This is a genomic window from Affinundibacterium amnicola, assembly GCF_014284275.1.
Classification (GTDB): Bacteria; Pseudomonadota; Gammaproteobacteria; order Burkholderiales; family Burkholderiaceae_D; genus Undibacterium; species Undibacterium amnicola.
This window is the reverse complement of sequence record NZ_JACOFU010000007.1, coordinates 219,114-242,780: the sequence shown is the minus strand read 5'-3', so window position 1 is coordinate 242,780 and position 23,667 is coordinate 219,114. Positions and strand designations below refer to the sequence as shown.

General features: G+C 45.4%; 22 protein-coding genes. 14 read left to right on the top strand and 8 right to left on the bottom strand.

The genetic code is table 11. From position 1 onward, the window contains the following. Positions 1 to 19 precede the first annotated feature (19 nt). From purH to ruvB, 6 genes are all read left to right on the top strand, one after another. Complete coding sequence (purH, locus tag H8K33_RS16325; RefSeq protein ID WP_186892112.1) at positions 20 to 1,585, top strand: bifunctional phosphoribosylaminoimidazolecarboxamide formyltransferase/IMP cyclohydrolase; 1,566 nt, start codon at positions 20 to 22, stop codon at positions 1,583 to 1,585. A 172-nt stretch (positions 1,586 to 1,757) separates the two neighbouring features. Then, entirely contained in the window at positions 1,758 to 1,934 is a 177-nt protein-coding gene (locus H8K33_RS16320) for a GIY-YIG nuclease family protein (protein ID WP_222613455.1), read from the top strand. 352 nt (positions 1,935 to 2,286) lie between these two features. Beyond that, complete coding sequence (gene ruvC, locus H8K33_RS16315; RefSeq protein WP_186892111.1) at positions 2,287 to 2,829, top strand: crossover junction endodeoxyribonuclease RuvC; 543 nt, start codon at positions 2,287 to 2,289, stop codon at positions 2,827 to 2,829. Positions 2,830 to 2,862: 33 nt separating this feature from the next. Next, complete coding sequence (locus tag H8K33_RS16310; protein ID WP_186892110.1) at positions 2,863 to 3,267, top strand: hypothetical protein; 405 nt, start codon at positions 2,863 to 2,865, stop codon at positions 3,265 to 3,267. A 768-nt stretch (positions 3,268 to 4,035) separates the two neighbouring features. Continuing rightward, positions 4,036 to 4,617, top strand: coding sequence for a Holliday junction branch migration protein RuvA (gene ruvA / locus H8K33_RS16305; RefSeq protein WP_186892109.1), 582 nt, complete (start codon positions 4,036 to 4,038; stop codon positions 4,615 to 4,617). Between the two features lie 16 nt (positions 4,618 to 4,633). Then, positions 4,634 to 5,701, top strand: coding sequence for a Holliday junction branch migration DNA helicase RuvB (gene ruvB, locus H8K33_RS16300; RefSeq protein ID WP_186892108.1), 1,068 nt, complete (start codon positions 4,634 to 4,636; stop codon positions 5,699 to 5,701). A 50-nt stretch (positions 5,702 to 5,751) separates the two neighbouring features. Here ruvB and H8K33_RS16295 read toward each other — a convergent pair whose 3' ends face one another. Next, positions 5,752 to 6,852: a hypothetical protein gene (locus tag H8K33_RS16295; RefSeq protein WP_186892107.1), complete on the bottom strand. Its 1,101-nt coding sequence runs from the start codon at positions 6,850 to 6,852 to the stop codon at positions 5,752 to 5,754. Between the two features lie 367 nt (positions 6,853 to 7,219). On the opposite strand from H8K33_RS16295, the gene alr reads away from it, so the two are divergent. The 3 genes from alr to H8K33_RS16280 all read left to right on the top strand — a co-directional run bounded on the left by alr (position 7,220) and on the right by H8K33_RS16280 (position 11,308). Further along, entirely contained in the window at positions 7,220 to 8,350 is a 1,131-nt protein-coding gene (alr, locus tag H8K33_RS16290; protein ID WP_186892106.1) for an alanine racemase, read from the top strand. A gap of 45 nt (positions 8,351 to 8,395) precedes the next feature. Beyond that, positions 8,396 to 9,673, top strand: a complete 1,278-nt coding sequence (locus tag H8K33_RS16285) for a D-amino acid dehydrogenase (RefSeq protein ID WP_186892105.1) — start codon at positions 8,396 to 8,398, stop codon at positions 9,671 to 9,673. 78 nt (positions 9,674 to 9,751) lie between these two features. Further along, positions 9,752 to 11,308 (top strand): sigma-54-dependent transcriptional regulator, encoded by a 1,557-nt coding sequence (locus tag H8K33_RS16280; RefSeq protein ID WP_186892104.1) that lies wholly within the window; start codon positions 9,752 to 9,754, stop codon positions 11,306 to 11,308. 12 nt (positions 11,309 to 11,320) lie between these two features. On the opposite strand, the gene H8K33_RS16275 is transcribed toward H8K33_RS16280, so the two are convergent. The 7 genes from H8K33_RS16275 to ispB form a co-directional block, all read right to left on the bottom strand. Further along, positions 11,321 to 11,512, bottom strand: a complete 192-nt coding sequence (locus tag H8K33_RS16275; protein ID WP_186892103.1) for a DNA gyrase inhibitor YacG — start codon at positions 11,510 to 11,512, stop codon at positions 11,321 to 11,323. A 27-nt stretch (positions 11,513 to 11,539) separates the two neighbouring features. Continuing rightward, positions 11,540 to 12,295 carry a cell division protein ZapD gene (zapD, locus tag H8K33_RS16270; protein ID WP_186892102.1) on the bottom strand — a complete coding sequence of 252 codons (756 nt, stop codon included), beginning with the start codon at positions 12,293 to 12,295 and terminating at the stop codon, positions 11,540 to 11,542. Between the two features lie 99 nt (positions 12,296 to 12,394). Then, positions 12,395 to 13,036: a dephospho-CoA kinase gene (gene coaE, locus H8K33_RS16265; RefSeq protein WP_186892101.1), complete on the bottom strand. Its 642-nt coding sequence runs from the start codon at positions 13,034 to 13,036 to the stop codon at positions 12,395 to 12,397. Between the two features lies 1 nt (position 13,037). Beyond that, a complete protein-coding gene (locus tag H8K33_RS16260; protein WP_186892100.1) occupies positions 13,038 to 13,904 on the bottom strand; it encodes a prepilin peptidase in 867 nt (288 codons plus the stop codon). After that, positions 13,904 to 15,136: a type II secretion system F family protein gene (locus tag H8K33_RS16255; RefSeq protein WP_186892099.1), complete on the bottom strand. Its 1,233-nt coding sequence runs from the start codon at positions 15,134 to 15,136 to the stop codon at positions 13,904 to 13,906. The genes H8K33_RS16260 and H8K33_RS16255 overlap by 1 nt, the downstream gene beginning before the upstream one ends. Positions 15,137 to 15,154: 18 nt before the next feature. Then, on the bottom strand, positions 15,155 to 16,882 hold the full coding sequence (gene pilB / locus H8K33_RS16250; protein WP_186892098.1) for a type IV-A pilus assembly ATPase PilB: 1,728 nt from the start codon (positions 16,880 to 16,882) through the stop codon (positions 15,155 to 15,157). Positions 16,883 to 17,221: 339 nt separating this feature from the next. Beyond that, complete coding sequence (gene ispB / locus H8K33_RS16245; protein WP_186892097.1) at positions 17,222 to 18,202, bottom strand: octaprenyl diphosphate synthase; 981 nt, start codon at positions 18,200 to 18,202, stop codon at positions 17,222 to 17,224. Between the two features lie 348 nt (positions 18,203 to 18,550). Here ispB and H8K33_RS16240 point away from each other — a divergent pair, with 348 nt between their 5' ends. The 5 genes from H8K33_RS16240 (at position 18,551) to proB (ending at position 23,548) form a co-directional block, all read left to right on the top strand. Beyond that, positions 18,551 to 19,567, top strand: coding sequence for a glycosyl hydrolase family 18 protein (locus tag H8K33_RS16240; RefSeq protein WP_186892096.1), 1,017 nt, complete (start codon positions 18,551 to 18,553; stop codon positions 19,565 to 19,567). Positions 19,568 to 19,777: 210 nt separating this feature from the next. Then, positions 19,778 to 20,089 carry a 50S ribosomal protein L21 gene (rplU, locus tag H8K33_RS16235; protein ID WP_186892095.1) on the top strand — a complete coding sequence of 104 codons (312 nt, stop codon included), beginning with the start codon at positions 19,778 to 19,780 and terminating at the stop codon, positions 20,087 to 20,089. A 52-nt stretch (positions 20,090 to 20,141) separates the two neighbouring features. After that, complete coding sequence (gene rpmA, locus H8K33_RS16230) at positions 20,142 to 20,396, top strand: 50S ribosomal protein L27 (protein WP_186892094.1); 255 nt, start codon at positions 20,142 to 20,144, stop codon at positions 20,394 to 20,396. Between the two features lie 384 nt (positions 20,397 to 20,780). Then, complete coding sequence (gene cgtA, locus H8K33_RS16225) at positions 20,781 to 21,890, top strand: Obg family GTPase CgtA (RefSeq protein ID WP_186892093.1); 1,110 nt, start codon at positions 20,781 to 20,783, stop codon at positions 21,888 to 21,890. A gap of 539 nt (positions 21,891 to 22,429) precedes the next feature. Further along, positions 22,430 to 23,548, top strand: coding sequence for a glutamate 5-kinase (proB, locus tag H8K33_RS16220; RefSeq protein WP_186892092.1), 1,119 nt, complete (start codon positions 22,430 to 22,432; stop codon positions 23,546 to 23,548). The last annotated feature ends 119 nt before the right edge of the window (positions 23,549 to 23,667 follow it).

The window sequence follows — 23,667 nt, the reverse complement described above, 5'->3', positions numbered from 1 at the left end:
TTATTTACCTATCTCTATCATGATCAAACAAGCTCTCCTGTCCGTCTCGGACAAAACTGGTGTTCTCGAATTTGCACGCGAACTCAATGCTATGGGCGTCAAACTTTTGTCCACGGGCGGTACTGCCAAACTCTTAGCTGACAATGGATTGCCAGTCACCGAAGTCGCTGATTACACAGGTTTCCCAGAGATGCTAGATGGTCGTGTGAAGACTTTGCATCCTAAAGTACACGGTGGGATTTTGGCGCGCCGCGATTTTCCTGAACATCAGGCTGCTTTAGAAAAACATGGTATCCCAACCATTGATATGGTGGTCGTTAATCTCTATCCATTCCAAGCAACAGTCGCTAAAGCGGAATGTTCATTGGAAGATGCGATTGAAAATATTGATATCGGCGGTCCAACTATGTTGCGCTCATCAGCTAAAAATCATAAAGACGTGGTGGTGATTTGCGATCCTGTTGATTACGCAACGGTCTTGGCGGAAATGAAAACGGGCAATAACGTCGTATCGTATGACACAAAATTCATGCTGGCGAAAAAAGTGTTTGCGCACACTGCACAATACGATGGCGCAATCACCAATTATTTGACGAGTTTGGGCGAAGACAAAGCACACACAACACGTAGTGCCTATCCACAAACTTTGAATATGCATTTCGAAAAAGTTCAAGAGATGCGTTACGGTGAAAATCCACATCAATCTGCTTCTTTCTACCGTGATCTGGCACCAGTCGCGGGTGCATTGGCGAACTACACGCAATTGCAAGGTAAAGAGCTGTCTTACAACAATATCGCGGATGCTGATGCAGCTTGGGAATGCGTAAAATCTTTCGACACTGGCGCATGCGTGATCGTTAAACATGCAAATCCATGCGGCGTAGCAATTGGCGCGACAGCATTGGAAGCCTATAGCAAAGCATTGCAAACAGATCCAACTTCAGCCTTCGGCGGCATTATCGCTTTCAACACCGTATGTGATGGCGCAGCAGCAGAAGCGGTCGCAAAACAATTCGTTGAAGTCTTGATCGCACCGTCGTTCACAGCAGAAGCCAAGCAAATTTTCGCTGCAAAACAAAACGTGCGTTTGTTAGAAATTCCTTTGGGTTCTGGTGTTAATCAATACGATGTAAAACGTGTCGGTGGGGGCTTGTTAGTTCAGGCACCAGACGCGAAAAACGTCTTGCCAGCCGATGTACGCGTCGTCAGTAAATTGCAACCGACACCGCAACAAATGGCCGACATGATGTTCGCATGGCGCGTCGCTAAATATGTGAAATCGAATGCGATTGTGTTCTGTGGCAATGGTATGACTTTAGGTGTAGGCGCAGGTCAAATGAGCCGTATCGATTCTGCACGTATCGCTTCAATCAAAGCACAAAACGCGGGTTTGACTTTGCAAGGTTCCGCAGTCGCGTCTGACGCATTCTTCCCATTCCGCGATGGTCTCGATGTTGTGGTCGATGCTGGCGCAACTTGCGTGATTCATCCGGGTGGTTCTATGCGCGATCAAGAAGTGATTGATGCTGCGGATGAACGTGGTGTGGTGATGTTGTACACAGGTGTGCGTCACTTCCGTCATTAAATAATACGCCTTGAATCCAATTATCGAGCGCATTTCAGCGTTGCAAATGCTCGCAATACCGACGTATTGCTCCGCTTTGCGCCTTGAACTGCATCTCGATACTTGAATTCCAGGCGCATTATTTTCCTCTATCGCGTTCGTCTATATTCTCGCGAGTGATCGTAATGGCACCTTGTATTGCGGTGTAACAAGTGATCTGATTCAGCGAGTCTTTCAGCATAAAAACAAGTTTGTACCAAGCTTTACTGAAAAGTATGGCGTGGACAAACTTGTTTCGTTTGAGGCCTGCGATTCTATCGAAGGCGCGATTGTGCGTGAAAAGCAAATTAAGAAATGGAAACGAGAGTAGAAGATTAATCTGATAGAGGCGACGAATCCTTATTGGAATGATTTGTATGATTCGATTTTCTAGTGACTGTTTTGCCCCAGCTTTTATCAGCGTTGAACCGCCGACACTGGGCTCCTGCCTTCGCAGGAGCGACGGTAAATAGTTTATTGTTTGCAGTTTTGTGTTGGGAAGCGAAGCTGAAAAATTTAAAGCCATGCCCTGCATTTGTTAACCGTCATTCCTGCGAAGGCAGGAATCCAGTGGCGTTCGTTGAGCGACAACAAAAGTAATTAGGGATCAGAAGTACAACACGCGAACGCACAAGACCTGCGTATAATTTAGCAACAAATTCATACACAGAAAACAAACACCAATGAAAATCCTAGGCATCGATCCCGGCTTGCGCACCACAGGTTTCGGTGTTATCCATAAGCAGGGCAGTAAGCTCACTTACATCGCTTCAGGTACCATCAAAACGGTCGAGGGCACTTTGCCTGAACGCCTTAAAACAATCCTCTCCGGCGTTACGGAAATCATCCAAACCTATCAACCTGATTGCGCTGCAATTGAGAAGGTATTCGTCAACGTCAATCCTCAATCCACACTATTACTTGGTCAGGCGCGCGGGGCGGCGATTTGCGCATTGGTGCAAGCTGAGTTAAACGTTGCTGAATACACTGCGCTGCAAGTTAAGCAAGGTGTTGTTGGTCACGGTAAAGCGAAGAAAGAACAAGTGCAGGATATGGTGCAACGTTTGTTGTGTTTATCTGGTACGCCTAGCTCTGACGCCGCCGATGCATTGGGTGTTGCTATTTGTCATGCGCATAGTGGTGATACTTTGAAGACTTTAGGTGCGATTGCGCCCGAGTTGGCTAAGAAGGGATTGCGGGTTAAGGCGGGTAGGTTGATTGGGTAGCGGTTTTTTAATTGGTTTCTAATGGGAGATTAGATGACGAGAATCTTTTTTATATTCGTTCTGTTTTTTTTCATTCAAAAAACTGTTGGTGCTGCCGATTGGATGGTCGGAAAGTATGAAATCAAAATCGATACAGAAAGTTCACGGACTTTTGTGGTGGAGAGAAATAGAGGGAAATTAATTGCTATTGTTCGAGATGATAAATCTGAAGATGCAGTGGAAAAGTCAGTTATTGAGATGTCTTCCAAGGATGTAAATGAGTTTTTTGAGTCTACAATTGGTGATACGTCAGGTGTTGAATGCTTTGCAATATCTCAATTGTTAGTTTGTCACTCACCGCGTGATTTGAAAATTAAGCAATCTATCCTAGCTATAGATAAGGGTTTCTTTGGAGCAGTTCCTGATATCGGAATAGTTGTGGTGAAAAAGAAAAATTGAACGCCCTTGTCCACATAAAAGAGGGTATTTTTCTTTTGTGTTCTCTTCAGTTTTATATGCGATTTTGAGTTAGCAGGTCGGGTGTGGCCCGACAGCCACTCACTTTTCTTGCTTCGCCAAGAAAAGTAAGCAAAAGAAGGCGACCACGCTGCCACTGGCCTTCGGCTTCCCAATTGCGCGAGGCAAAAATGGGGAGAGTCAGAAACTCGCTGCGCTCAAACATCTGACTCTCTTTTTCCCATTTCTGCCTCGCACAATTGGCAGTGTCAGAAGTGGAACGGCGTCAAAAACAAAAACAAAGTCAAAAACAAGGTCAAAAACAAAGTCAACACCAAAACAATCAGTACCGACGGACGTTCATGTCTCGAATAGCAGTTGTAGGTCGTTGTTTTTGACTTTGCTTTTGACCTACGCCCGTTTGAGACGATGTAATTTGTGCGTGGCAGAAAATGGGATCAGGGTTGCGAATGTCTGAGCGAAGCGAGTTTTCGCAACGCCCCATTTTTTGACATGCACAAATTATGCTGAAGCGAAGCGTAAGCACCCCGAAGGGGCGAGTCTACGGTCGCCTTTTTTGGATTACCTTTTTTGGAGAAGCAAAAAAGGTAATTGGCTGTCGGGCCACACCCGACCAGTGAACGTTCAGTTAAGCTAATCAGTGGAAGGATTTGAAACCAACAATTCAACAATTCAACAAAAACATCGCCACCACAAGACTTCAAGAATAGTTTACTATCACTGCTTATTTATACAGTACGAAAGCACAGCATGATAGGTCGTATCGCCGGAACCCTGATCGAAAAGAACCCGCCGCAAATCATGGTCGATTGCCAAGGCGTCGGTTACGAAATCGATGTCCCTATGAGTACATTTTATAATTTGCCTGCACTAGGTGAAAAAGTGGCTTTGCTGACACATTTGGCGATCCGTGAAGATGCGCATGTCTTGTTTGGTTTTGGTTCTGCTGAAGAGCGTACGACATTCAAGCAGTTAATCAAAATTAGCGGCGTCGGTGCACGTACGGCTTTGTCTATCTTATCTGGTATGTCGGTTGCTGATTTGTCGCAGGCGATTACCTTGCAAGAAGCCGGGCGCTTAACGCGCGTTCCCGGTATCGGTAAAAAAACCGCAGAGCGTTTGTTATTGGAACTCAAAGGTAAGCTGGGCGCAGACCTAGGATCTGCTGGTGTTGCGGCTGCTGCGGGAGATCATAGTTCTGATATTTTGAACGCCTTATTGGCGCTTGGTTATTCTGATAAAGAAGCATTGGCAGCGTTGAAACTAGTGCCGGCAGGATCAGGTGTTTCGGATGGCATCAAGGCCGCTTTGAAAGCCTTGTCGAAGAGCTAAACACGAATAGAAAAACATGAGCATACAAACCGACAATCTCACCTCGCAACTCGTTGATACGCGCATTATCGCGACGACGCCCAGTTCTCCGAACGAAGAGGCGATAGAGCGTGCCTTGCGCCCTAAGCAGCTTGATGAATATGTGGGGCAAGAAAAAATCCGCGATCAGCTTGAGATCTTTATCGGTGCGGCGCGCCAGCGCAAGGAAGCGCTCGATCACACATTGTTATTTGGTCCACCGGGCTTGGGTAAGACAACCTTGGCGCATATCATTGCACGCGAAATGGGTGTGAATTTGCGCCAAACTTCGGGGCCAGTTTTAGAACGTGCGGGTGACTTGGCCGCTTTGTTGACCAATCTCGAAGCCAACGATGTTTTGTTCATCGATGAAATTCATCGCCTCTCGCCTGTGGTCGAAGAGATTTTGTATCCTGCTTTAGAAGACTACCAAATCGACATCATGATCGGTGAAGGACCTGCCGCACGTTCAGTTAAACTGGATTTGCAGCCATTCACTTTGGTTGGCGCGACTACGCGTGCAGGCATGTTGACCAATCCTTTGCGTGATCGTTTTGGTATTGTGGCGCGGCTGGAGTTTTACACCGCAGAAGAATTAAGTCGTATCGTGACCCGTTCGGCGTCATTGTTGGAAGTTCCAATCAAAGAAGATGGTGCATTTGAAATCGCCAAACGTGCACGAGGCACGCCACGGATTGCTAATCGTTTGTTGCGCCGTGTGCGTGATTATGTACAAGTGAAAGGCAATGGAGAAATCACCAAACCCATGGCAGATGCAGCATTGAAGATGCTAGATGTGGATGGCGTTGGTTTTGATTTGATGGACAGAAAATTACTTGAAGCGATTTTGTTCAAGTTTGGCGGTGGCCCCGTCGGTTTGGATAATGTCGCCGCAGCCATCGGCGAAGAGCGCGATACCATTGAAGACGTGTTGGAACCATATCTGATTCAACAAGGCTATCTACAACGTACACCACGTGGGCGTATTGCGACGGCTAGTGCTTATGAGCATTTTGGTTTGACCGCACCACGCACGAATCCGAACGGGGATTTGTGGGGTGCTTAGGAGGGAGCAGCTTTCCTCTAAAAAGTTGCAAGTCATTTTTCCGGTGGTCGTTAGTTTTCGCTATTAAATTTTATTGTTGATAGGGAAAGTGTGCTGATCGAGTTCGCATTAAAAGCAATAAGCAAGCCGTTGTGCTTGTTGTGAATTTGTGGAATGAAATCGGCTAATTGACACACTTGTTGTTCGGAATTGATGTCCCATATAGTCGTTCCCGCATCCGTCACTGCATAGAGTTGTCTGCCATTTGAAAATAGGTAAATGCATTTATTTTTGTTTGGTATGGGGATACTTTTTTTGATTGTTGCCTGCGAATTACTAAGGCTATAAATCGCTATTCCCGAACCTGCTCTCATTTCCATTTCCTCGTCTTTATCCCAAATGGGGATTCCCCACATTGCGATGTGGTGATCATCGATCCAACATGCTGGAATACTCCAATCGTCGCCTAGCGGAAAATCGATTATTGAGTCGCCATCTTCGCTTTCCCAAGGATAGGTAGTCAGCCACTGCTTGATTGACCAAGTTCGTGGAACTGACAATGGATGCCAGACCCAACCATCGTCGAATAGTTGATTGTTGTTAGGACTAGGGATTAGTTTTCCATGAAAGTAGTCGAGATAGTGTTCAGGTCTTTTTTCTGGAGAATCATAAGGCGCTATCAATCGATTTGTAATGATTTGTCCACTGACTGGATCGGTCACATCGAGCCGATTCCAATCAGTTCGATGGATTAGTAAATCTTGCCCTTCGATATGAATAAAGCATGCACTGAATGGCACAGTCTCTTCGCAGTAGTTGCCACCATTGAGATGCGTGATTATCCTCCCGCAACTTGTTTCTATGAGCATCCCAATCTGACCGTGGTCAATAACAACTGCGGAGTATTTGCCGTCAAAGGATGAGTGCAGTCGAAATTTTGAAATACCAAAATGTTCATGGTCATTTGAATGATCTATCTTTGGTAAGGCGACTTCGCACAATTTTATTTGAACACCGGTATCCAAATTTAGTCCGTATAACTCCCCCAGTGTTGTTAAGACAAGCAAATCGCCATAGTCAGCTTGAACAGCATTCGCATCCGCGATGGGGGCGAAAGGCCATTTGATATTTTGGGGAGCATCAATTTTTTGCTCATTGTTGGCGTTCATCATTTTTGTTAATTAATTGTTCTTTAGTTTATGTATATTTAGGATTGTAAATCGAGCTATAACGTTAATGCTAGCGCGAAGAGATTCAATTTGTTAGCGGTGAAAATCCGTCTCCCGGATCTTGATGTTTGTATTAAAAGTGATACATCGTATTAAATTTAATACATTCTATGCACTGAGAAATATTCTTATATAAAACAAGGATTTCTGGATATAATTCTTTTTTCTTGTATTTATTTCGATACAGTCTATTCTGTTAAAATTATCATGTGTTTTGCTAAGTCCTTGATTTCGTAGCTTGTGCTGCGTATGAAAAAACTTGGCATGGCAATTGCTAATTCACAGCAATTGATGATTTTTCGAGGTGACTATGTTGCAAAGTCCGCTGCAAGAGGCAGGGCGCGCTGGGGCGCTACTTACGATCGATTTACGCGCACTGCGTGCGAATTATCGGTATCTACAAGGGCGCTTGGGCAAAGCGGCATGTGGTGCGGCGGTGAAAGCCGATGCTTATGGCTTGGGCGCGATTCCCGTTTCTAAGGCTTTGGTGGATGAAGGTTGTCGTCACTTGTTTGTGGCGCAATTGGAAGAAGCAATTAGCTTGCGCGCCCACATTCCGCACGAGGTCGCCATCTATGTCATGCATGGTTCGCCAGTTGGCTATGAAGCGGAGTTCATTGACTATGCTTGTACACCTATTCTGAACAGTCTCGATCAAATCACCGCTTGGCGTAAGTTAGCCCATGCACGTCAAGAAAATCTGCCCGCTGTGATCCAGATCGATACTGGGATGGCACGCATGGGCTTGTCGCATGCGGAGTTAGTCACTTGGTTGAGCGATTTCAGTATCACAGAAGGCATTGAGGTCCGTTACGCCATGAGTCATTTGGCCTGTGCAGAGGATCAACTTGATCCCATGAATCAAATGCAGCTAAAAGGCTTTCAAGATTTATTGAAACAGTTGCGGCAACAGTATCCGGGCTTAAAAGCCAGCTTTTCGAATTCCTCAGGTATTTTTTTGGGCACTGATTTTCATTTTGATTTGGCACGCCCGGGTGCTGCCTTATACGGTGTCGCACCAGTAGCTGGTCAGGCGAGCCCTATGCATTCTGTGGTGCAGTTGCAAGGACGGATTATTCAAACACGCGAAATTCCTATGGGCGCGAGTGTCGGTTATAGCAAAACTTGGCGCGCTACCCAACCGTCAAAGATCGCAACGGTTTCGGTCGGCTACGCTGATGGTTGGTTGCGCAGTTTGAGTAATTGTGGGGTGGCGCACATCGCTGGCATTGAAGTGCCCATGGTCGGTAATGTGTCTATGGATACGATTACCTTGAATGTTAGCCACGTTGATCCACAACTTTTATATCCCGGTGCCTTGGTGGATTTGATCTGCCCGAACAACACCGTTGATCAAGTCGCAAAACGCGCTGGCACTATAGGTTATGAAATTTTGACCAGCTTGGGGCCACGCTACCAACGTCACTACATCGACGCTTGATCCCCTTACCGAATTCACGCAATTAATTGATACAGGAATATATACATGAAAATAGTCATTTTGGGAGCAGGTGTGATCGGAACCTCCACCGCCTATTACCTTGCTAAGGCCGGACATGAAGTGACCGTGATTGAACGTCAAAGCGGCGCGGCATTGGAAACGAGTTTTGCGAATGCGGGCGAAGTCTCTCCTGGTTATTCCGCACCGTGGGCTGGCCCTGGCGTGCCGATGAAAGCGATTAAATGGCTGATGATGGAACACAGTCCTTTGGCAATTCGCCCAAGCACCGATCCAGCGATGTGGCGCTGGGTGTTTCAGATGTTGATGAACTGTACAACGAAGCGTTACGAAATCAATAAAGGTCGTATGTTGCGTATGGCGCAGTACAGTCGCGATGTGTTGCAGCAATTACGTGAAGATACTGGCATTTCTTACGATGAGCGTACTCAGGGAACCTTGCAACTGTTCCGTAATCAGCAGCAACTCGATGGCTCACAAGCCGATATCGACATTCTTAAACGTTATGGCGTGCCATATGAATCGCTGAGCGGTGAAGAATGCTTGCGGGTTGAACCAGCGTTAAAAAATGTGCGTGAAAAATTCGTTGGAGCCTTGCGCTTGCCTGGCGATGAAACCGGTGACTGCTTCAAATTCACGCAGAATCTGGCGAAGTTGGCAGAAGGCTTGGGCGTGAAATTTGAATATGGTGTCAGCATAGAACGCATCATTGCCGAAGGCGATCAAGTCAAGAGTGTACAAACTTCCAAAGGCCAATTCACTGCGGATAAATTTGTGTTGGCATTGGGTAGCTATTCGCCAATTTTGTTGCGTGAACTAGGCATCAAGATTCCTGTGTATCCTATTAAAGGTTATTCGATCACAGTACCGATTACGGATGCGACAGGCGCACCAGAATCGACGGTGATGGACGAAACTTACAAAGTTGCGATCACGCGTTTGGGCGATCGTATCCGCGTTGGTGGTACTGCTGAGATTACCGGTTACGACTTACGCTTGCGTGAATCACGTCGTAAGACTTTGGTGCATTCGGTGACAGATTTATTTCCGCAGGGCGGCGATGTCAGCAAAGCTGAGTTCTGGACTGGTTTGCGTCCTATGACCCCGGACGGTACACCGATTGTTGGTCCAACGCCTTATCGTAATTTATTCTTAAATACTGGTCATGGAACTTTGGGGTGGACGATGTCTTGCGGTTCTGGTCAATTCCTCGCCGATTTAATTTCGGGTAAGAAGCCAGCGATTTCGACTGAGGGTTTGTACATGGATCGCTATGGCAGCATGAATCGCCCGATTGCGATTTAATACAAAATCAAAACCCTTCAGCGCCTCGGCGTTGAGGGGTTTGAAATGAGATGATTTTTTAGACTTGAGAGACCAGTAATGCGTGTCAATATTCCCTTTGAAGATCGAGTCGGTATCGCTCACGAGATTCTCGCGGTATTGGCACGTCAGGGTTTGAACGTGCAGGCGGTCGAAGTCGATCCGCCCAACATCTACATCGATATCCCCGAATTAAAACAAAGCATGCTGGCTAGTCTGCAAGCCGATTGCGATCAGGTCGCTGGAGTTGGGACGATTGAAGTCGTCGATATTTTGCCGGGCATGCGTCGTAGCCTCAATCTCGACACCATCATGGCGGTGATGGAAGATCCGGTGCTGGCGATTGATGCGCTTGGGCGTATCGTGATCGCGAATGCCGCTGCGGCCGAGGTGGCGCGCTGTAGTGAAAAAGAACTTTGTCAAAAATCTCTCTATCAAGTGCTGCAAGATAGCACGATCCAACACGAATTAATTGCTAATGAATTCTGCGCGCCGACCCGTGAAGTGCTGTTGAATGGCGAGCCTTTTATGATGGACGTGACGCCTGTGTTTGAGCCACTATCAGCAGGCACAGCGAGCGATGGTAAAGCCGTTGGAGCGCTGCTGACATTGACAGCACCGAAACGGATAGGTGAGCGCTTGCATGCGATTTCACGCGCTGAGATCGGCGGCTTTGAAGCCATCATCGGTGATTCTGAACAAATTCGGGTATTAAAGAAACGTGCTGCGCGAGTGGCCGTGGTGGATGCTCCCTTGTTGATTACTGGCGAAACAGGAACGGGTAAAGAATTATTAGCACAAGCTTGCCACGGTGTTAGTGCGCGTAGTAACGCACCATTTCTTGAATTGAATTGCGCTGCCTTGCCTGAGAGCCTGGCTGAGAGTGAATTATTCGGCTATATGGCGGGCGCGTTTACGGGCGCAAATCGTGGTGGTAAGCCTGGTTTATTTGAAATGGCCGATGGCGGCACGGTATTCTTGGATGAAGTCGGCGAGATGTCGCTGTATTTGCAAGCGAAGTTGCTACGATTTTTAAACGATGGAAGATTCCGCCGTATCGGCGGCGACAAAGAAATTCAAGTCGATGTGCGCATCATTAGCGCGACCCACAGGAATCTACGCAAGATGGTGCAAGAGGGAAGTTTTCGTGAAGATTTGTTTTATCGTTTGAATGTCTTGCATTTGGAAATGCCACCATTGCGCGAACGTTCCGATGATATTTTGCTGCTAGCGCGTCATTTCATTGAGCGTGCATGCACCCAAGCGCAAAAGCCCGTTTCACGCCTCAATCAGGCGGCAACGACGGCGATGCTCAATAATCGTTGGCCGGGCAATGTACGGCAGTTACAGAATGTGGTGTTCCGTGCGATTACGATGGCTGATCAACGGGTACTAGATGCTGCCGATTTGGATTGGGCGGAAGATTCTATGCAGGCGGAAGCGGTGGTCTTCGAAGAAGCCGAGACTTGGGAAGCTTCAGTCAATCAATTTGAATCGGCTTTGCTCAATAAGTTATATCAGGAATATCCATCGAGCAGAAAATTGGCTGCGCGGCTAGACACATCGCATTCCATGATTGCTGCAAAGTTGCGCAAGCATGGGATTCCTAAAAAATAGATGCGATGAAACTTAGTTCAGATTGCCCAAATCTGGATTCTCAGGATCTTCTGGTAGGTTGACTGCCGGAATCGTATATTTCTCTTCGGCCCAAGCGCCCAGATCAATTTGCTTGCAACGTTCAGAGCAAAATGGGCGAAACGCGTTTTCAGGAGACCAAACGACTTTCGCCGCGCAGGTGGGGCAGGATACGACAGTTGCCATAATTGAGTAAATTAAAAGTTACGTAGTTCAGAAGTTGCAGAGAGTCAGATCGAAAGGTACATCACCTTCGTAAGGTTTGGGTTTCATATCGCCATCTTGCGACATGATGCGTATCCACAGCATGTATTTGTTTGCTGAAATTTCAGGAATGGCACCCATGCCTTGGGCAATCGAGACCCGCAAGAGTTGATACACTTTGCCTTGTAGCATTTGCTGATAGCTACCTGCTTGCGCAATCACCTTGGTGGTGCCACCAGATTCACGTAGCAGTCGCAAAACGACATTAATCGCATCGAACAAGGGTGCAATTGGTGCAAACCAAGCGGAAATATCAGCGAAGCGTTTTTCCGCAGGCAGTTTTTTCCAAGCGTGATAACTCGGCAAATCAAATTCGCAGGCACCGCCTGGAATAATGGTGCGACCACGGATGCTCATCAACCATTCATTGTCTCGAATATGCTGCCCAGTTTTACCCGTGGATCCCATCAAATTACTACTGGCACGTTCGACGTCATTGATGACTTGATCGAGCATATCGGCTTGCACGTTCGGATTCGATTTAAAGCCGATTAAGGTATTTTTCTGTCTATCCAATTCTTGTAATAAATCGGATTTTAAGTCAGCGCGGCCTGCCACTTCGAGCATCTCAAATATGGTGGCAATCGCGACGTGATGTTGCAGCGGATCGGACTGGTGCAAGAAAAACGAAAACTTTTCGTACAGGTCTTCTAACCGCAATAACGTGCGAATACGCTCGTTGAAAGGGTATTCGTAAACAATCAAAATAAATTCCCTGTAAATATGGTGCTTATGTGGTGCGCAATTAGTTTCACGTGATTCTGAACCAAGCTGAAGAAAATTACAAACATTGCGTGCGTTTGTTTAACTTAGTTCGCATAATTTTAGGTATTTTTGATGCAGAACTTCAACTTGCTGTTTGACCTGCATTAAATCTTGTTCTGAATTGACGACATCATCCGCATGTTGTAAGCGTTCTGCGCGCGAGATTTGGGCGTGCATGATATCTAAAACCTGTTGGCGATTGAAGTGATTACGTTGCATAACGCGGGTAATTTGCGTTTCTTCTTCACAGTCGATTACCAAAATTTTTTGTACCCGTTGCGACCAATTGCCGGATTCAATTAACAAAGGAACGACAAAGATTACGTAGCTTCCTTGTGCTACTTGAGCCGCGGCTTCACACGCCAAACGAATCTTTGGGTGAAGGATTTTTTCTAAACGCTGCTTGGCATCAGGATTTTTAAATACTAAGTCGCGCATTTTTTGCCTGTCCATTGCGCCATCATGCGTAATGAATTCAACACCAAATTCTTCTTGTATTCTCGTGATTGCCGCACCGCCCGGTGTAGTCAAGCTATGCGCAATGACATCCGTATCAATGATGCTGACACCTAGTTCGGCAAAAAAATTGGCGACCGTGGTTTTGCCGCAGCCTATTCCCCCAGTGAGTCCAACTCTGAATTTGCTTGAGGTAAGCTGCATTGCTTTAGAAGCGGCTGACATTTCAGGAAAGCAGGCCTAAATATTGGCTATTAATACTGTGACCCCACAATAAAGCAATCAGGCCAGCGATGGCCAGATAAGGGCCGAAAGGAATTGGTTTGCCTTTCCCTAGTTTTCCCAGCACCATCATAGAAATGCCGATGACTGCACCAACCGCCGAAGACAATAAAATAATCAGCGGTAGCATTGCCCAACCCATCCAAGCACCGAGAGCCGCTAGTAACTTAAAATCACCGTAGCCCATGCCTTCTTTGCCAGTCACGAGTTTGAAGATCCAATACACTGACCATAAAGATAGATAACCAGCAATTGCACCGATAACTGCGTTATCGAGTGAGACAAAAGTGCCATAAAGGTTAATCAATAGACCACCCCACATTAGTGGAAGTGTTAAATCGTCTGGCAAGAGTTGTGTATCGGCATCAATAAAAGTCATTGCGATCAAGAACCAGACAAATGCTACGGCTCCCATGCCAGCAATTCCGCTGCCGAAATGCCAGACCATGTAGCCACTGAGTAAGCCTGTAATTGCTTCTATGATGGGATAGCGCTTTGAAATAGGCGCTTTGCATCCGCGACATTTGCCACCTATCATCAGGTAGCTGATAACAGGGATATTTTCCAGCGCACTAATCTTATGCTGACAATGCGGGCAAGCGGAGCGTGGAACGATCAGGTTATAAGCTGCAGTATGCACAGGCTCTTTACCTGATTCAATAGCGACGTAATTTTCCGATTCTCTTTGCATCATGATCGGTAGTCGATGAATCACGACATTGAGAAAACTACCAATTAATAAACCCAGTACCGCAAAACCGACAGTGCTAACTAGATTTCCTGGCGCAGCAAAAAAAAATAACTCGACCATTAAACCACCGAACCTAACTTGAAAATTGGTAAATACATTGCAACCACCAAGCCGCCAATGATAACACCTAAGATTGCCATGATTAATGGTTCCATCAATGAGGAAAGGTTAGCGACAGCTTCATCGACCTCCTCCTCATAAAAGTCGGCAACTTTGCCTAACATACCATCTAATGCTCCTGACTCTTCACCGATTGCAACCATCTGCGTTACCATGGTAGGAAACACACCAGCATTTTGCATGGCGACTGTCAGACTGGTACCAGTCGTTACTTCGGTCTGAATTTTAATTGTGGCGTCAAGGTACACGGCATTTCCAGATGCGCCACCGACTGAATCGAGAGCTTCAACTAATGGAACACCCGCTGCGAACATAGTCGCCAGAGTACGAGTCCAGCGTGCAATTGTCGCTTTACGGATGACCGCACCAAAAATGGGGGCTTGTAACAAAATTCTATCCATGAAACGTTGCATTTCAAGCGAGCGTTGCCATGACTGAAAGAAGAAATAGAGTGCACCAAAAATGCCACCAAAAATCAGATACCAGTTTGCAACGACAAAATCTGACATTCCCATAACAATCAGTGTAGGTGCCGGTAAATCAGCACCGAAGCTTTTAAATACATCTTTAAAAGCAGGTACAACCCAAATCATAATCACAGCAGTGACGATGAATGCAATTGAGAGAATGGCAATTGGATAAGTTAGAGCAGATTTAATTTTTGCCTTAATTGCTAAAGTTTTTTCTTTGTAAATTGCCAAGCGTGTTAGTAAGTCTTCTAAAATACCGGCTTGTTCACCAGCACCCACCAAGTTACAAAATAAAGGGTCAAAATATAAGGGATACTTACGGAATGCCTGATTTAAGCTAGTTCCGGTTTCAATATCTGCTCGAATATCCATTAATAACTTAGAGACGGAAGGGTTTGAATGACCTTTACCAACAATATCAAACGATTGCAGCAGTGGTACGCCCGCTTTCATCATGGTGGCGAGTTGTCTCGTGAATAAAGTAATGTCTTTGTCGGTAATTTTCTTGCCTGAGCTATAACTTTTTTTCTTGACTTTGGTTACTAATATGCCTTGTCGGCGTAATGTTGCGCTAACAATGGCTTCCCCGCCAGCACGCAGTTCGCCCTTGACATTTTTGCCCTGCCTGTCTTTACCCTCCCAAGAATACAAGTTTTCTTTGATTTGTGAAGGTTTCGCACTTTTGGTTGCTGGTGTAGCCATCTTGGATCCCTAGTATTTTTATTCGTTAGTACAGCCAAGAACTTCTTCTAAGCTCGTTAGACCTTGGCGTACTTTTTGTAGCCCAGAGCGACGTAGTCCTTTGACTCCTTCCGCTTCCGATTGCTTGCGAATCTCAAGTCCGGTACCGTTAGCCAGAATAATTTTCTCAATAGCCTCGGTGATTGGCATAATTTGATAAATGCCGACTCGCCCTTTGTAGCCTGCACCATTACATCGTTCACATCCGACTGGTCCATAGGGCTTCCAAGTACCATCAAGTTCTTCCTCTAGAAAACCAGCCGCCAATAAAACTTCATCGAGAATTTCAACTGGTTTTTTACAGGTGCAAAGACGGCGCGTTAAGCGTTGTGCGGTAATCAGAATTACAGAGGAAGCAATGTTAAAAGGTGCCACTCCCATGTTCATTAAACGTGTCAATGTGGAAGGTGCATCATTGGTATGTAAAGTGGAAAATACCATGTGACCTGTTTGTGCTGCCTTAATGGCAATGTCTGCCGTTTCTAGATCACGAATCTCACCGACCATGATGATGTCAGGATCTTGACGCAAGAAAGATTTCAGTGCCACAGGGAAGGTTAATCCCGCTTTGTCATTGATGTTGACTTGATTAACGCCTGGTAAGTTAATTTCAGCTGGATCTTCAGCAGTTGAAATATTAATACCAGGCTTATTGATGACGTTTAGGCAGGTGTACAACGACACCGTTTTTCCTGAACCAGTTGGCCCTGTTACAAGTACCATGCCATAGGGGCGCTGGATTGCATCCATCAATATTTCTTTTTGATCTGGATCGTAGCCAAGCGCATCAATACCCATTTGCGCCTGTGAGCCGTCCAAAATACGCATAACAATTTTTTCGCCAAATAAAGTTGGCAATGTGCTTACGCGAAAGTCAATTGCTTTGCTTGCGGAAAGCACCAGCTTCATACGGCCATCTTGCGGTACGCGTTTTTCAGAGATATCTAATTTGGAGATGACTTTAATACGGGATACTAGCTTGTCTTTGATTGCCAGTGGCGGTTGTGCAATTTCACGCAACTCACCATCGACACGGAAACGAATTCTGTAGAATTTTTCAAATGGCTCAAAGTGAAGATCTGATGCGCCCATATTAATCGCATCGATGAGCATTTTTTGTAGAAATTTGACGACCGGAGCATCGTCAATCTCAGCTGCTTGGGCATCGGCAACGCCAGAATTAAGATCTTCTTCTTTAAACTCAATATCGTACTCATCACCAGACAAATCTGTAATGGATTGCTCAGAAGTTTTGCTGATCTTTTCGATGAGTTTTTGTAATAAATCGTGTTGAACAATCACGATATCAACGCTTAAACCTGTTTGAAACTTGATCTGATCAATGGCGATCGTATTGGTTGGATCGGAAATGCCGATTGAGACCTTATTTCCTTTCTTTGCCAAAGGAATCACTCTTTGAGCTTGCATCATTTTTGCATCGATGACTTTTTCAGGCAGCATCGATTCATCAATCACACTTAAATCTAATTGAGGATAGCCAAAAGTTTCCGAACAGAAGGTTGCCAGATCGCGAGCGTTCACTGCGCCGTTTTGTAGCAGGCCATCAAGAAAGTTACCTTTTTCTATCTGGACTTTTTTTTGTATCGCATCAAGTTGCGCTGACGTTAGTAAATTAGCCTGAGCCAACGCACGGGCTAGCCCTGATGCAGGTGGAGGTGATGCTGAATTCGGCGGGACAGCTGACATAGTTTTTATAGGGAAAGAAGAGGTATCAATACATGCTTTGTGATAATGCAACTAAGTAAGACATTTGTAAACAAGGATATTACTTCGGATGCATGAGTCTAGCGTCAGTTTATGTCGCCTTTTTTTTTGTAATTGATAGGCTTTTGCGCAGAAAAGCGACTAACTCTCAACTTTTCCGTTAAAAAATACTCGGAAGTCTCGGGCATTAGGCGACATGCACTTGCGTGTCGCCTGTCGTATAAACCCGATAGTTTGGGCGTAAGATGACATGCACATTTTCAGTCGCTAATACGGATAAATATATATCTTAACGATATTGAATAGTGATTGAATGATGAATTAGTGATTGCGATTAACTGCAAGAAACGCTAAGTCTAATAGGGCTTGTTTGAAGGCAGAATCGGGTAAGTCTTGAATAGCCAGAGTTGCCCGTGCGGCTGCCTTGTCGGCTTCTGTCTTGGTGTAGTCAAGCGCACCAGAATGGGTAATCGCGCTTAAGATCGCGCCGAATTTGGATTCATCACCTTGCTCAATACAAGCTTTAACTAATGCTTGTTCTTCAGCGTTACCATGCTTCATTAAATAAATTAAGGGTAAAGTTGGTTTGCCTTCTCGCAAATCATCTCCGACATTTTTGCCGATTTCTTCTGCTTTGCCTGAATAATCCAGTACATCATCAATCAGTTGAAATGCCGTACCTAAAGAGCGACCATATTCTCCTGCTGCAGCGATTTGTGCGGGATTTGCGCCACTAATTAAGGCGCCAATTTCGGCAGCGGCTTCAAATAGTTTTGCTGTTTTGCAACGTATCACCTCCAGATAACGTTCTTCCGTTACATCGGGATCATGCATATTCAATAGCTGCAAGACTTCACCCTCGGCAATCACATTGGTGGCATCGGCTAAGATTTGCATAATTTGCATGCTATTGATCGAAACCATCATCTGGAATGCGCGGGAGTACAAAAAGTCACCGACTAACACCGACGCTGCATTGCCAAATAAGGCATTCGCTGTCTGACGACCGCGGCGCATCGACGATTCATCCACCACGTCGTCATGTAACAAGGTTGCGGTGTGAATAAATTCGACAATTGCAGCTAAATCGTAGTGATGCTGCCCTTGATAGCCATATGCATTTGCCATCAGCAAAACCAGCACAGGGCGAATGCGTTTGCCGCCAGCATTGATAATGTATTCAGAAATCTGACTGACCAGCGCGACGTCGGAATGTAATTGTTGGCGGATGACCAAATTAACAGCATCCATTTCTGGTGCGATTAATTGATTAATAGTGTTTTGGTTAGGCGTGGCAGACAAGGGCGTATCCTGCAAAAGCAAAGTTGAAATGTGGCGTGATTATACGATGCCAACAGAATGCTGCACAAAAAGCGCAGGATTCATGATTGTTTTTATCAAATTTTTTCATGATTTTCTTTAAATTTGCGTGCGCTCAAGGAAGTTGCCATTGCATGTCGCCTTAAAAGTGAGGATGCGCTTAGTTTTTGAATTGACTAAGTGCTTGGTTTTTGCATTAGGTATGAAAGATGATTTCTAAGGCAAATCCCCAATTGTTTCGTTAAGGAATTAGCTGGCAATATGCGCTGTGTTTATTGATTGTTTGTCGCTTATTGGTTTTTAGTGTTAATTGAAAGAACGGTGAAAAGTATGCATTTGCATCAAATTGGCGTGTATTTGCTGGGAGTTTCTTTGGCGCTTGTATCTAACTCTGTGCTAGCTCAAAAACCTCAGGTGATAGGCTGGATTCCGGCCTATGGGGTCGATAAGTCTATGCAGGTATTACAATCCAACCCACATATTCCAGCAGGATTGACGCGAATAGGCTTGCAATTTTGGAACCCTTCTGTTGATGGTAAAAGTGTAGTGCTGGCACCCACTACAAAAAATGGTCATCCCTTATCGCCTGAAGAAGTGCGGCGGGTGGTGGCTTGGGCTAAACAGAATCATCTTCAAGTTTTACTGACGGTTTATAACAATTCGCAAACGACAAACAAATGGAATTGGGAGTTGGCAAAGCGCGCGTTTAAAGATAATCCTAAAGCATTCGGTGCGTCTCTAATCGCAACCATGCAGCGATTTGAATTGGATGGAATTGATCTGGATTTAGAGGGGGAAGGAAATTTCGAGGAAGATCGTGCTGCTTATGCAAAATTTGTCAAAGATTTAAGTATTAATTTGAGGAAATATAAAAAGTTATTGACTATAGATAGTTTTCACAGTCCCTGTGCCAATGCGCCTAATATGAGCTGGTGGAGAGATTGGCAAGGACAAGTTGATGCGATTCATAGCATGGGTTATCAAGACCTGTATGAGGGCAGTACCGCCAGTTTTACACCAGAAAATAAGCCAGTTTGCGAGGGTGGTGCAGCTATTTTTAAATACAGTTGGCAATTAGCTTACGGCAAAAATGCAGGCTATCGCGCCGATCAAATCCTGATGGGTATGCCGACTTGGCTGGCGAATTGGGGAGAAGGTGGACTTGGTTCTAGCATATCCGCACACCTACAAGAAGCTAAAACCTTGGGTGTAGGAATTGCTTTATGGGATTTACAACTGGGCGCATCACCATGGCGTAGTGCTGAAACCTGGGCTGAAATCCAGCAGTTACGTGACAATAAGGACGAAAAGGTGAAGGTTAAAACGAAAATTGCAGCTAAGCCTTAAGTCAAGAGTAAATTAAAAACAGCTTCAACTTAATATCTTGATTTTTAAGTATGAATTCGAGTTTAGTGGATTGTAACTGCTGAAAAATTACGCAAAAGTCTTTGACCGCCATCAGTAAGCTATGTATAATCCGCAGTTCCCTTGATTTTTTGTTGGCAATGTCAGTAAAGACGCTCGGGAATCCCTATTATTTATTTGATGAGGTTTCACATGTACGCGGTCATAAAAACCGGTGGCAAACAATATAAAGTTGTCGCTGGTGAAAAACTTAAAGTAGAACAGATACCTGCAGACATTGGCTCCGAATTCACTATCGATCAAGTACTCGCTATGGGTGCTGGAGAAACCATTAAATTTGGTACTCCATTGGTCGCAGGTGCAACGGTGCTGGTTAAGGTAATCGACCAAGGTCGTCACGACAAAGTTCGTATTTTCAAAATGCGTCGTCGTAAGCATTACCAAAAGCGCCAAGGTCATCGCCAAAACTACACTGAACTGCAAATCGTTTCTATCAACGGTTAATCCCGTTAAGAACGACGTAGAGCATATTCACTAGAATTCAAGGAGCTATTAAATGGCACATAAAAAAGGCGGCGGCACCACGCGCAACGGCCGTGACTCAGAGTCAAAACGCTTAGGCGTTAAAGTTTACGGCGGCCAAGCTATCAATGCTGGCGGTATCATCGTACGTCAACGCGGTACTAAAGTACACGCAGGCGAAGGCGTTGGTATGGGTAAAGATCACACTTTGTACGCTCTGGTAACAGGCAAAGTACAATTTGCAATCAAAGGCGCGTTGAAGCGTCAAACAGTGATGGTTGTTGCTTAATTCATTAAGCGTACAATTTGCTGAACAAAAAGGCTCTGCCATAGGTAGAGCCTTTTTGGTTTTCAGAGGATTTATAAGCAAGTGTCATAACTAAGTGTTGGAAATAAGTGCTGGAAATAAAATCTCATTGTCTTAGTTAATTCCTTGTGAAAAACGATGATCGTAGCGATCATCAAAGCTAATTGCCTTAGCCAATTAGACTACTTTGTCTTAGAACATTGTCTATTGCTGCTAGTGAAATAAAACAGCACAATAGCCCGTTCAGACTCTCAATTCGTAATCGCCCAGTGTTCAGTTTTTAAGCGCGTCTAAATCAAACCAGATGCCACCAAAAAGAAAGACTGGGAATCAAGGCTGAAAAGCCCTTTCGTTTAGGCGGCAAACATGAAATTTATTGACGAAGCAAGAATCGAAGTCATTGCAGGTGACGGCGGCAATGGTGTCGCGTCCTTCTGTCGTGAGAAATTCCGTCCGTTCGGTGGTCCTGATGGTGGAGATGGCGGTAAAGGCGGCAGTATCTACGCCGTCGGTGACCGTAACATTAACACATTGGTCGATTTCCGTTATTCCAAATTACACAAAGCCAAAGACGGTGAAAACGGTCGTGGCGCTGATTGCTATGGCAAAGGCGCGGACGATATCCGTTTGCGTATGCCAGTCGGTACTTTGATTATGGATAGAGATACCGATGAAGTTATCGCCGATATCACTGAGCATGGTCAAGAAGTTTTATTGGCGCGTGGCGGTGAAGGTGGTTGGGGTAATATTCATTTCAAATCGTCGACCAATCGCGCACCGCGCCAACGCAGTGACGGTAAAGACGGCGAGCGTCGCGAACTGAAACTTGAATTAAAAGTGTTGGCCGACGTCGGCCTCTTGGGTTTGCCAAATGCGGGTAAATCGACTTTCATCACGGCTGTTTCTAACGCACGTCCAAAGATCGCTGATTATCCTTTCACGACTTTGCATCCAAACTTAGGCATGGTTCGCGTCAGCCACGAAAAGAGTTTCGTGATCGCTGATATTCCTGGTTTGATCGAAGGCGCAGCCGATGGTATCGGTCTCGGCGTACAATTTCTCAAGCATTTACAGCGCACGGGTTTGCTCTTGCATATCGTTGACTTAGCACCGTTTGACGATGACGTTGATCCAGTCAAAGATGCGAAAGCATTGATTAAAGAATTAGCCAAATACGACGAATCTCTCGCAGAGAAACCACGCTGGTTAGTCTTGAATAAGCTCGACGTGTTAAGCGAAGAAGACCGCAAAAAACGCGTCAAAGATTTCGTCAAACGCTTCGGCTGGAAAGGTCCTGTATTTGAGATCTCTGCATTGAACCACGAAGGTTGCCAAGCTTTAGTTAACGATATCTATGCGCATTTAGCAGAGAAACGTCAAGCAGAACAACGTTCACAAGAGACCCAGATGAAAGAAGAAGCGCAGGGAATTTTGTCGATTGATCCTGATGATCCGCGTTTTAAAGTGATTGATTAATTCATATCGATCGAATTAATTTTGGATGCAAAAAGAGCCGACTTAGTTCGGCTCTTTTGCTTTTTTATCGTGAGTATTCTCGACTCAAATTGACTGGCCAGCCTTGCTTATGTGTTTATCGACTGGCGTGTCTAATTGTGGCCACATTTTGGTGAGAAGTAGGGCAAAAATAAGCTTAAAAGTGGATATAAAACCCATGATAGAGGCTAACAACAAAAGGGCAAATGCACATTGAGCCAATGTGTCCGTTTTTGGGATATAGGAGCGCACAATTAACCAGCAAAGAGTTGAGAGGCATGTACTGAAAGTGAGCACAGCGATTTGAAATGATTTGCGTTGTTCGATGAGCATGTTTTTCTAACTTTTAACTGTTTAAATATAGGCTTAATGGTAACTGAATGGTGGCTTTAATCCAATCAACTTTCTTGAGAAGTTGGTGTGGCTGTGTTCGAAATAAAATTTTAAAAATAGAATAAATTCAGAATAATGTATAATTTTATCGGAAAATATCCAAATTAATGTTCTATAAATGATGAATTATGCAATCCTTGATCCAAAACGCTAAACGCCTGATTATTAAAGTCGGTTCCTCCCTCGTCACCAATGAAGGTCGTGGTCTCGACCGTGTAGCTATCGCTAATTGGGCGCAACAAATCGCTTCGTTAAGAGCGATGGGCAAAGAAGTCGTGTTAGTTAGTTCGGGAGCTATTGCCGAAGGGCGACAGCGCTTGGGCTTTGACACGCGACCGACTGGCGTGCACGAATTGCAGGCCTGTGCGGCGGTTGGGCAGATGGGCTTGGCGCAGATTTATGAGACGAGTTTTCGGTCGCATGATTTGGGAACGGCGCAGATTTTATTGACGCATGCGGATCTGGCGGATCGTGAGCGTTATCTGAACGCACGTTCGACTTTGTTGACCTTGCTGGGTTTTGGCATCGTGCCAGTGATTAATGAGAACGATACCGTGGTGACCGACGAAATCAAGTTTGGTGACAATGACACACTCGGAGCTTTGGTCGCGAATCTCGTGGAGGCTGATGCCTTAATTATTTTGACCGACCAGCAAGGCTTGTACACTGCAGATCCTCGTAAGAATCCCGATGCGCAATTTGTACATGCGGCGCGGGCAGGTGATGTTGCATTAGAAGCGATGGCGGGTGGTGCCGGCTCTAGTCTTGGTAGCGGTGGCATGTTGACCAAAATTCTCGCCGCAAAACGTGCTGCCCGATCTGGTGCGCATACTGTGATTGCCTGGGGACGCGAAGAAAATGTGCTGGTGCGCTTAGCGAACGGTGCGGCGCTTGGCACGCAACTGCGTTCTGATATGGCACCGCTGGCAGCACGTAAGCAATGGATGATGGATCATTTGCAGACGTCGGGACAAGTGATGCTAGATGCCGGGGCAGTCATTAAGTTGCGTGAAGAAGGTAAATCTTTGCTGGCAATTGGTGTGTACGATGTCAAAGGTGAGTTTGGTCGGGGTGCGGTGGTGACGTGTATTGATGAAACTGGGCATTTGATAGCGAAAGGTTTAATTAATTACAGCAGCGGTGATACTCGCCGGATTATGCGTAGAGCATCTTCAGAAATCGAGAGTGTTTTAGGATTTGTGGAAGAACCTGAATTAATACATCGCGATAATTTGGTATTGATGTGATTTAAGTGATGCCTGTGAAGCGTCGTCAAGGGGTTCTACATGAATAGAAAAATATGTAGAACCCCTTGACTAAAATGCTAAAAAAACTTGGCGTGAATAGCTAAGTGTTAGTAATTTCA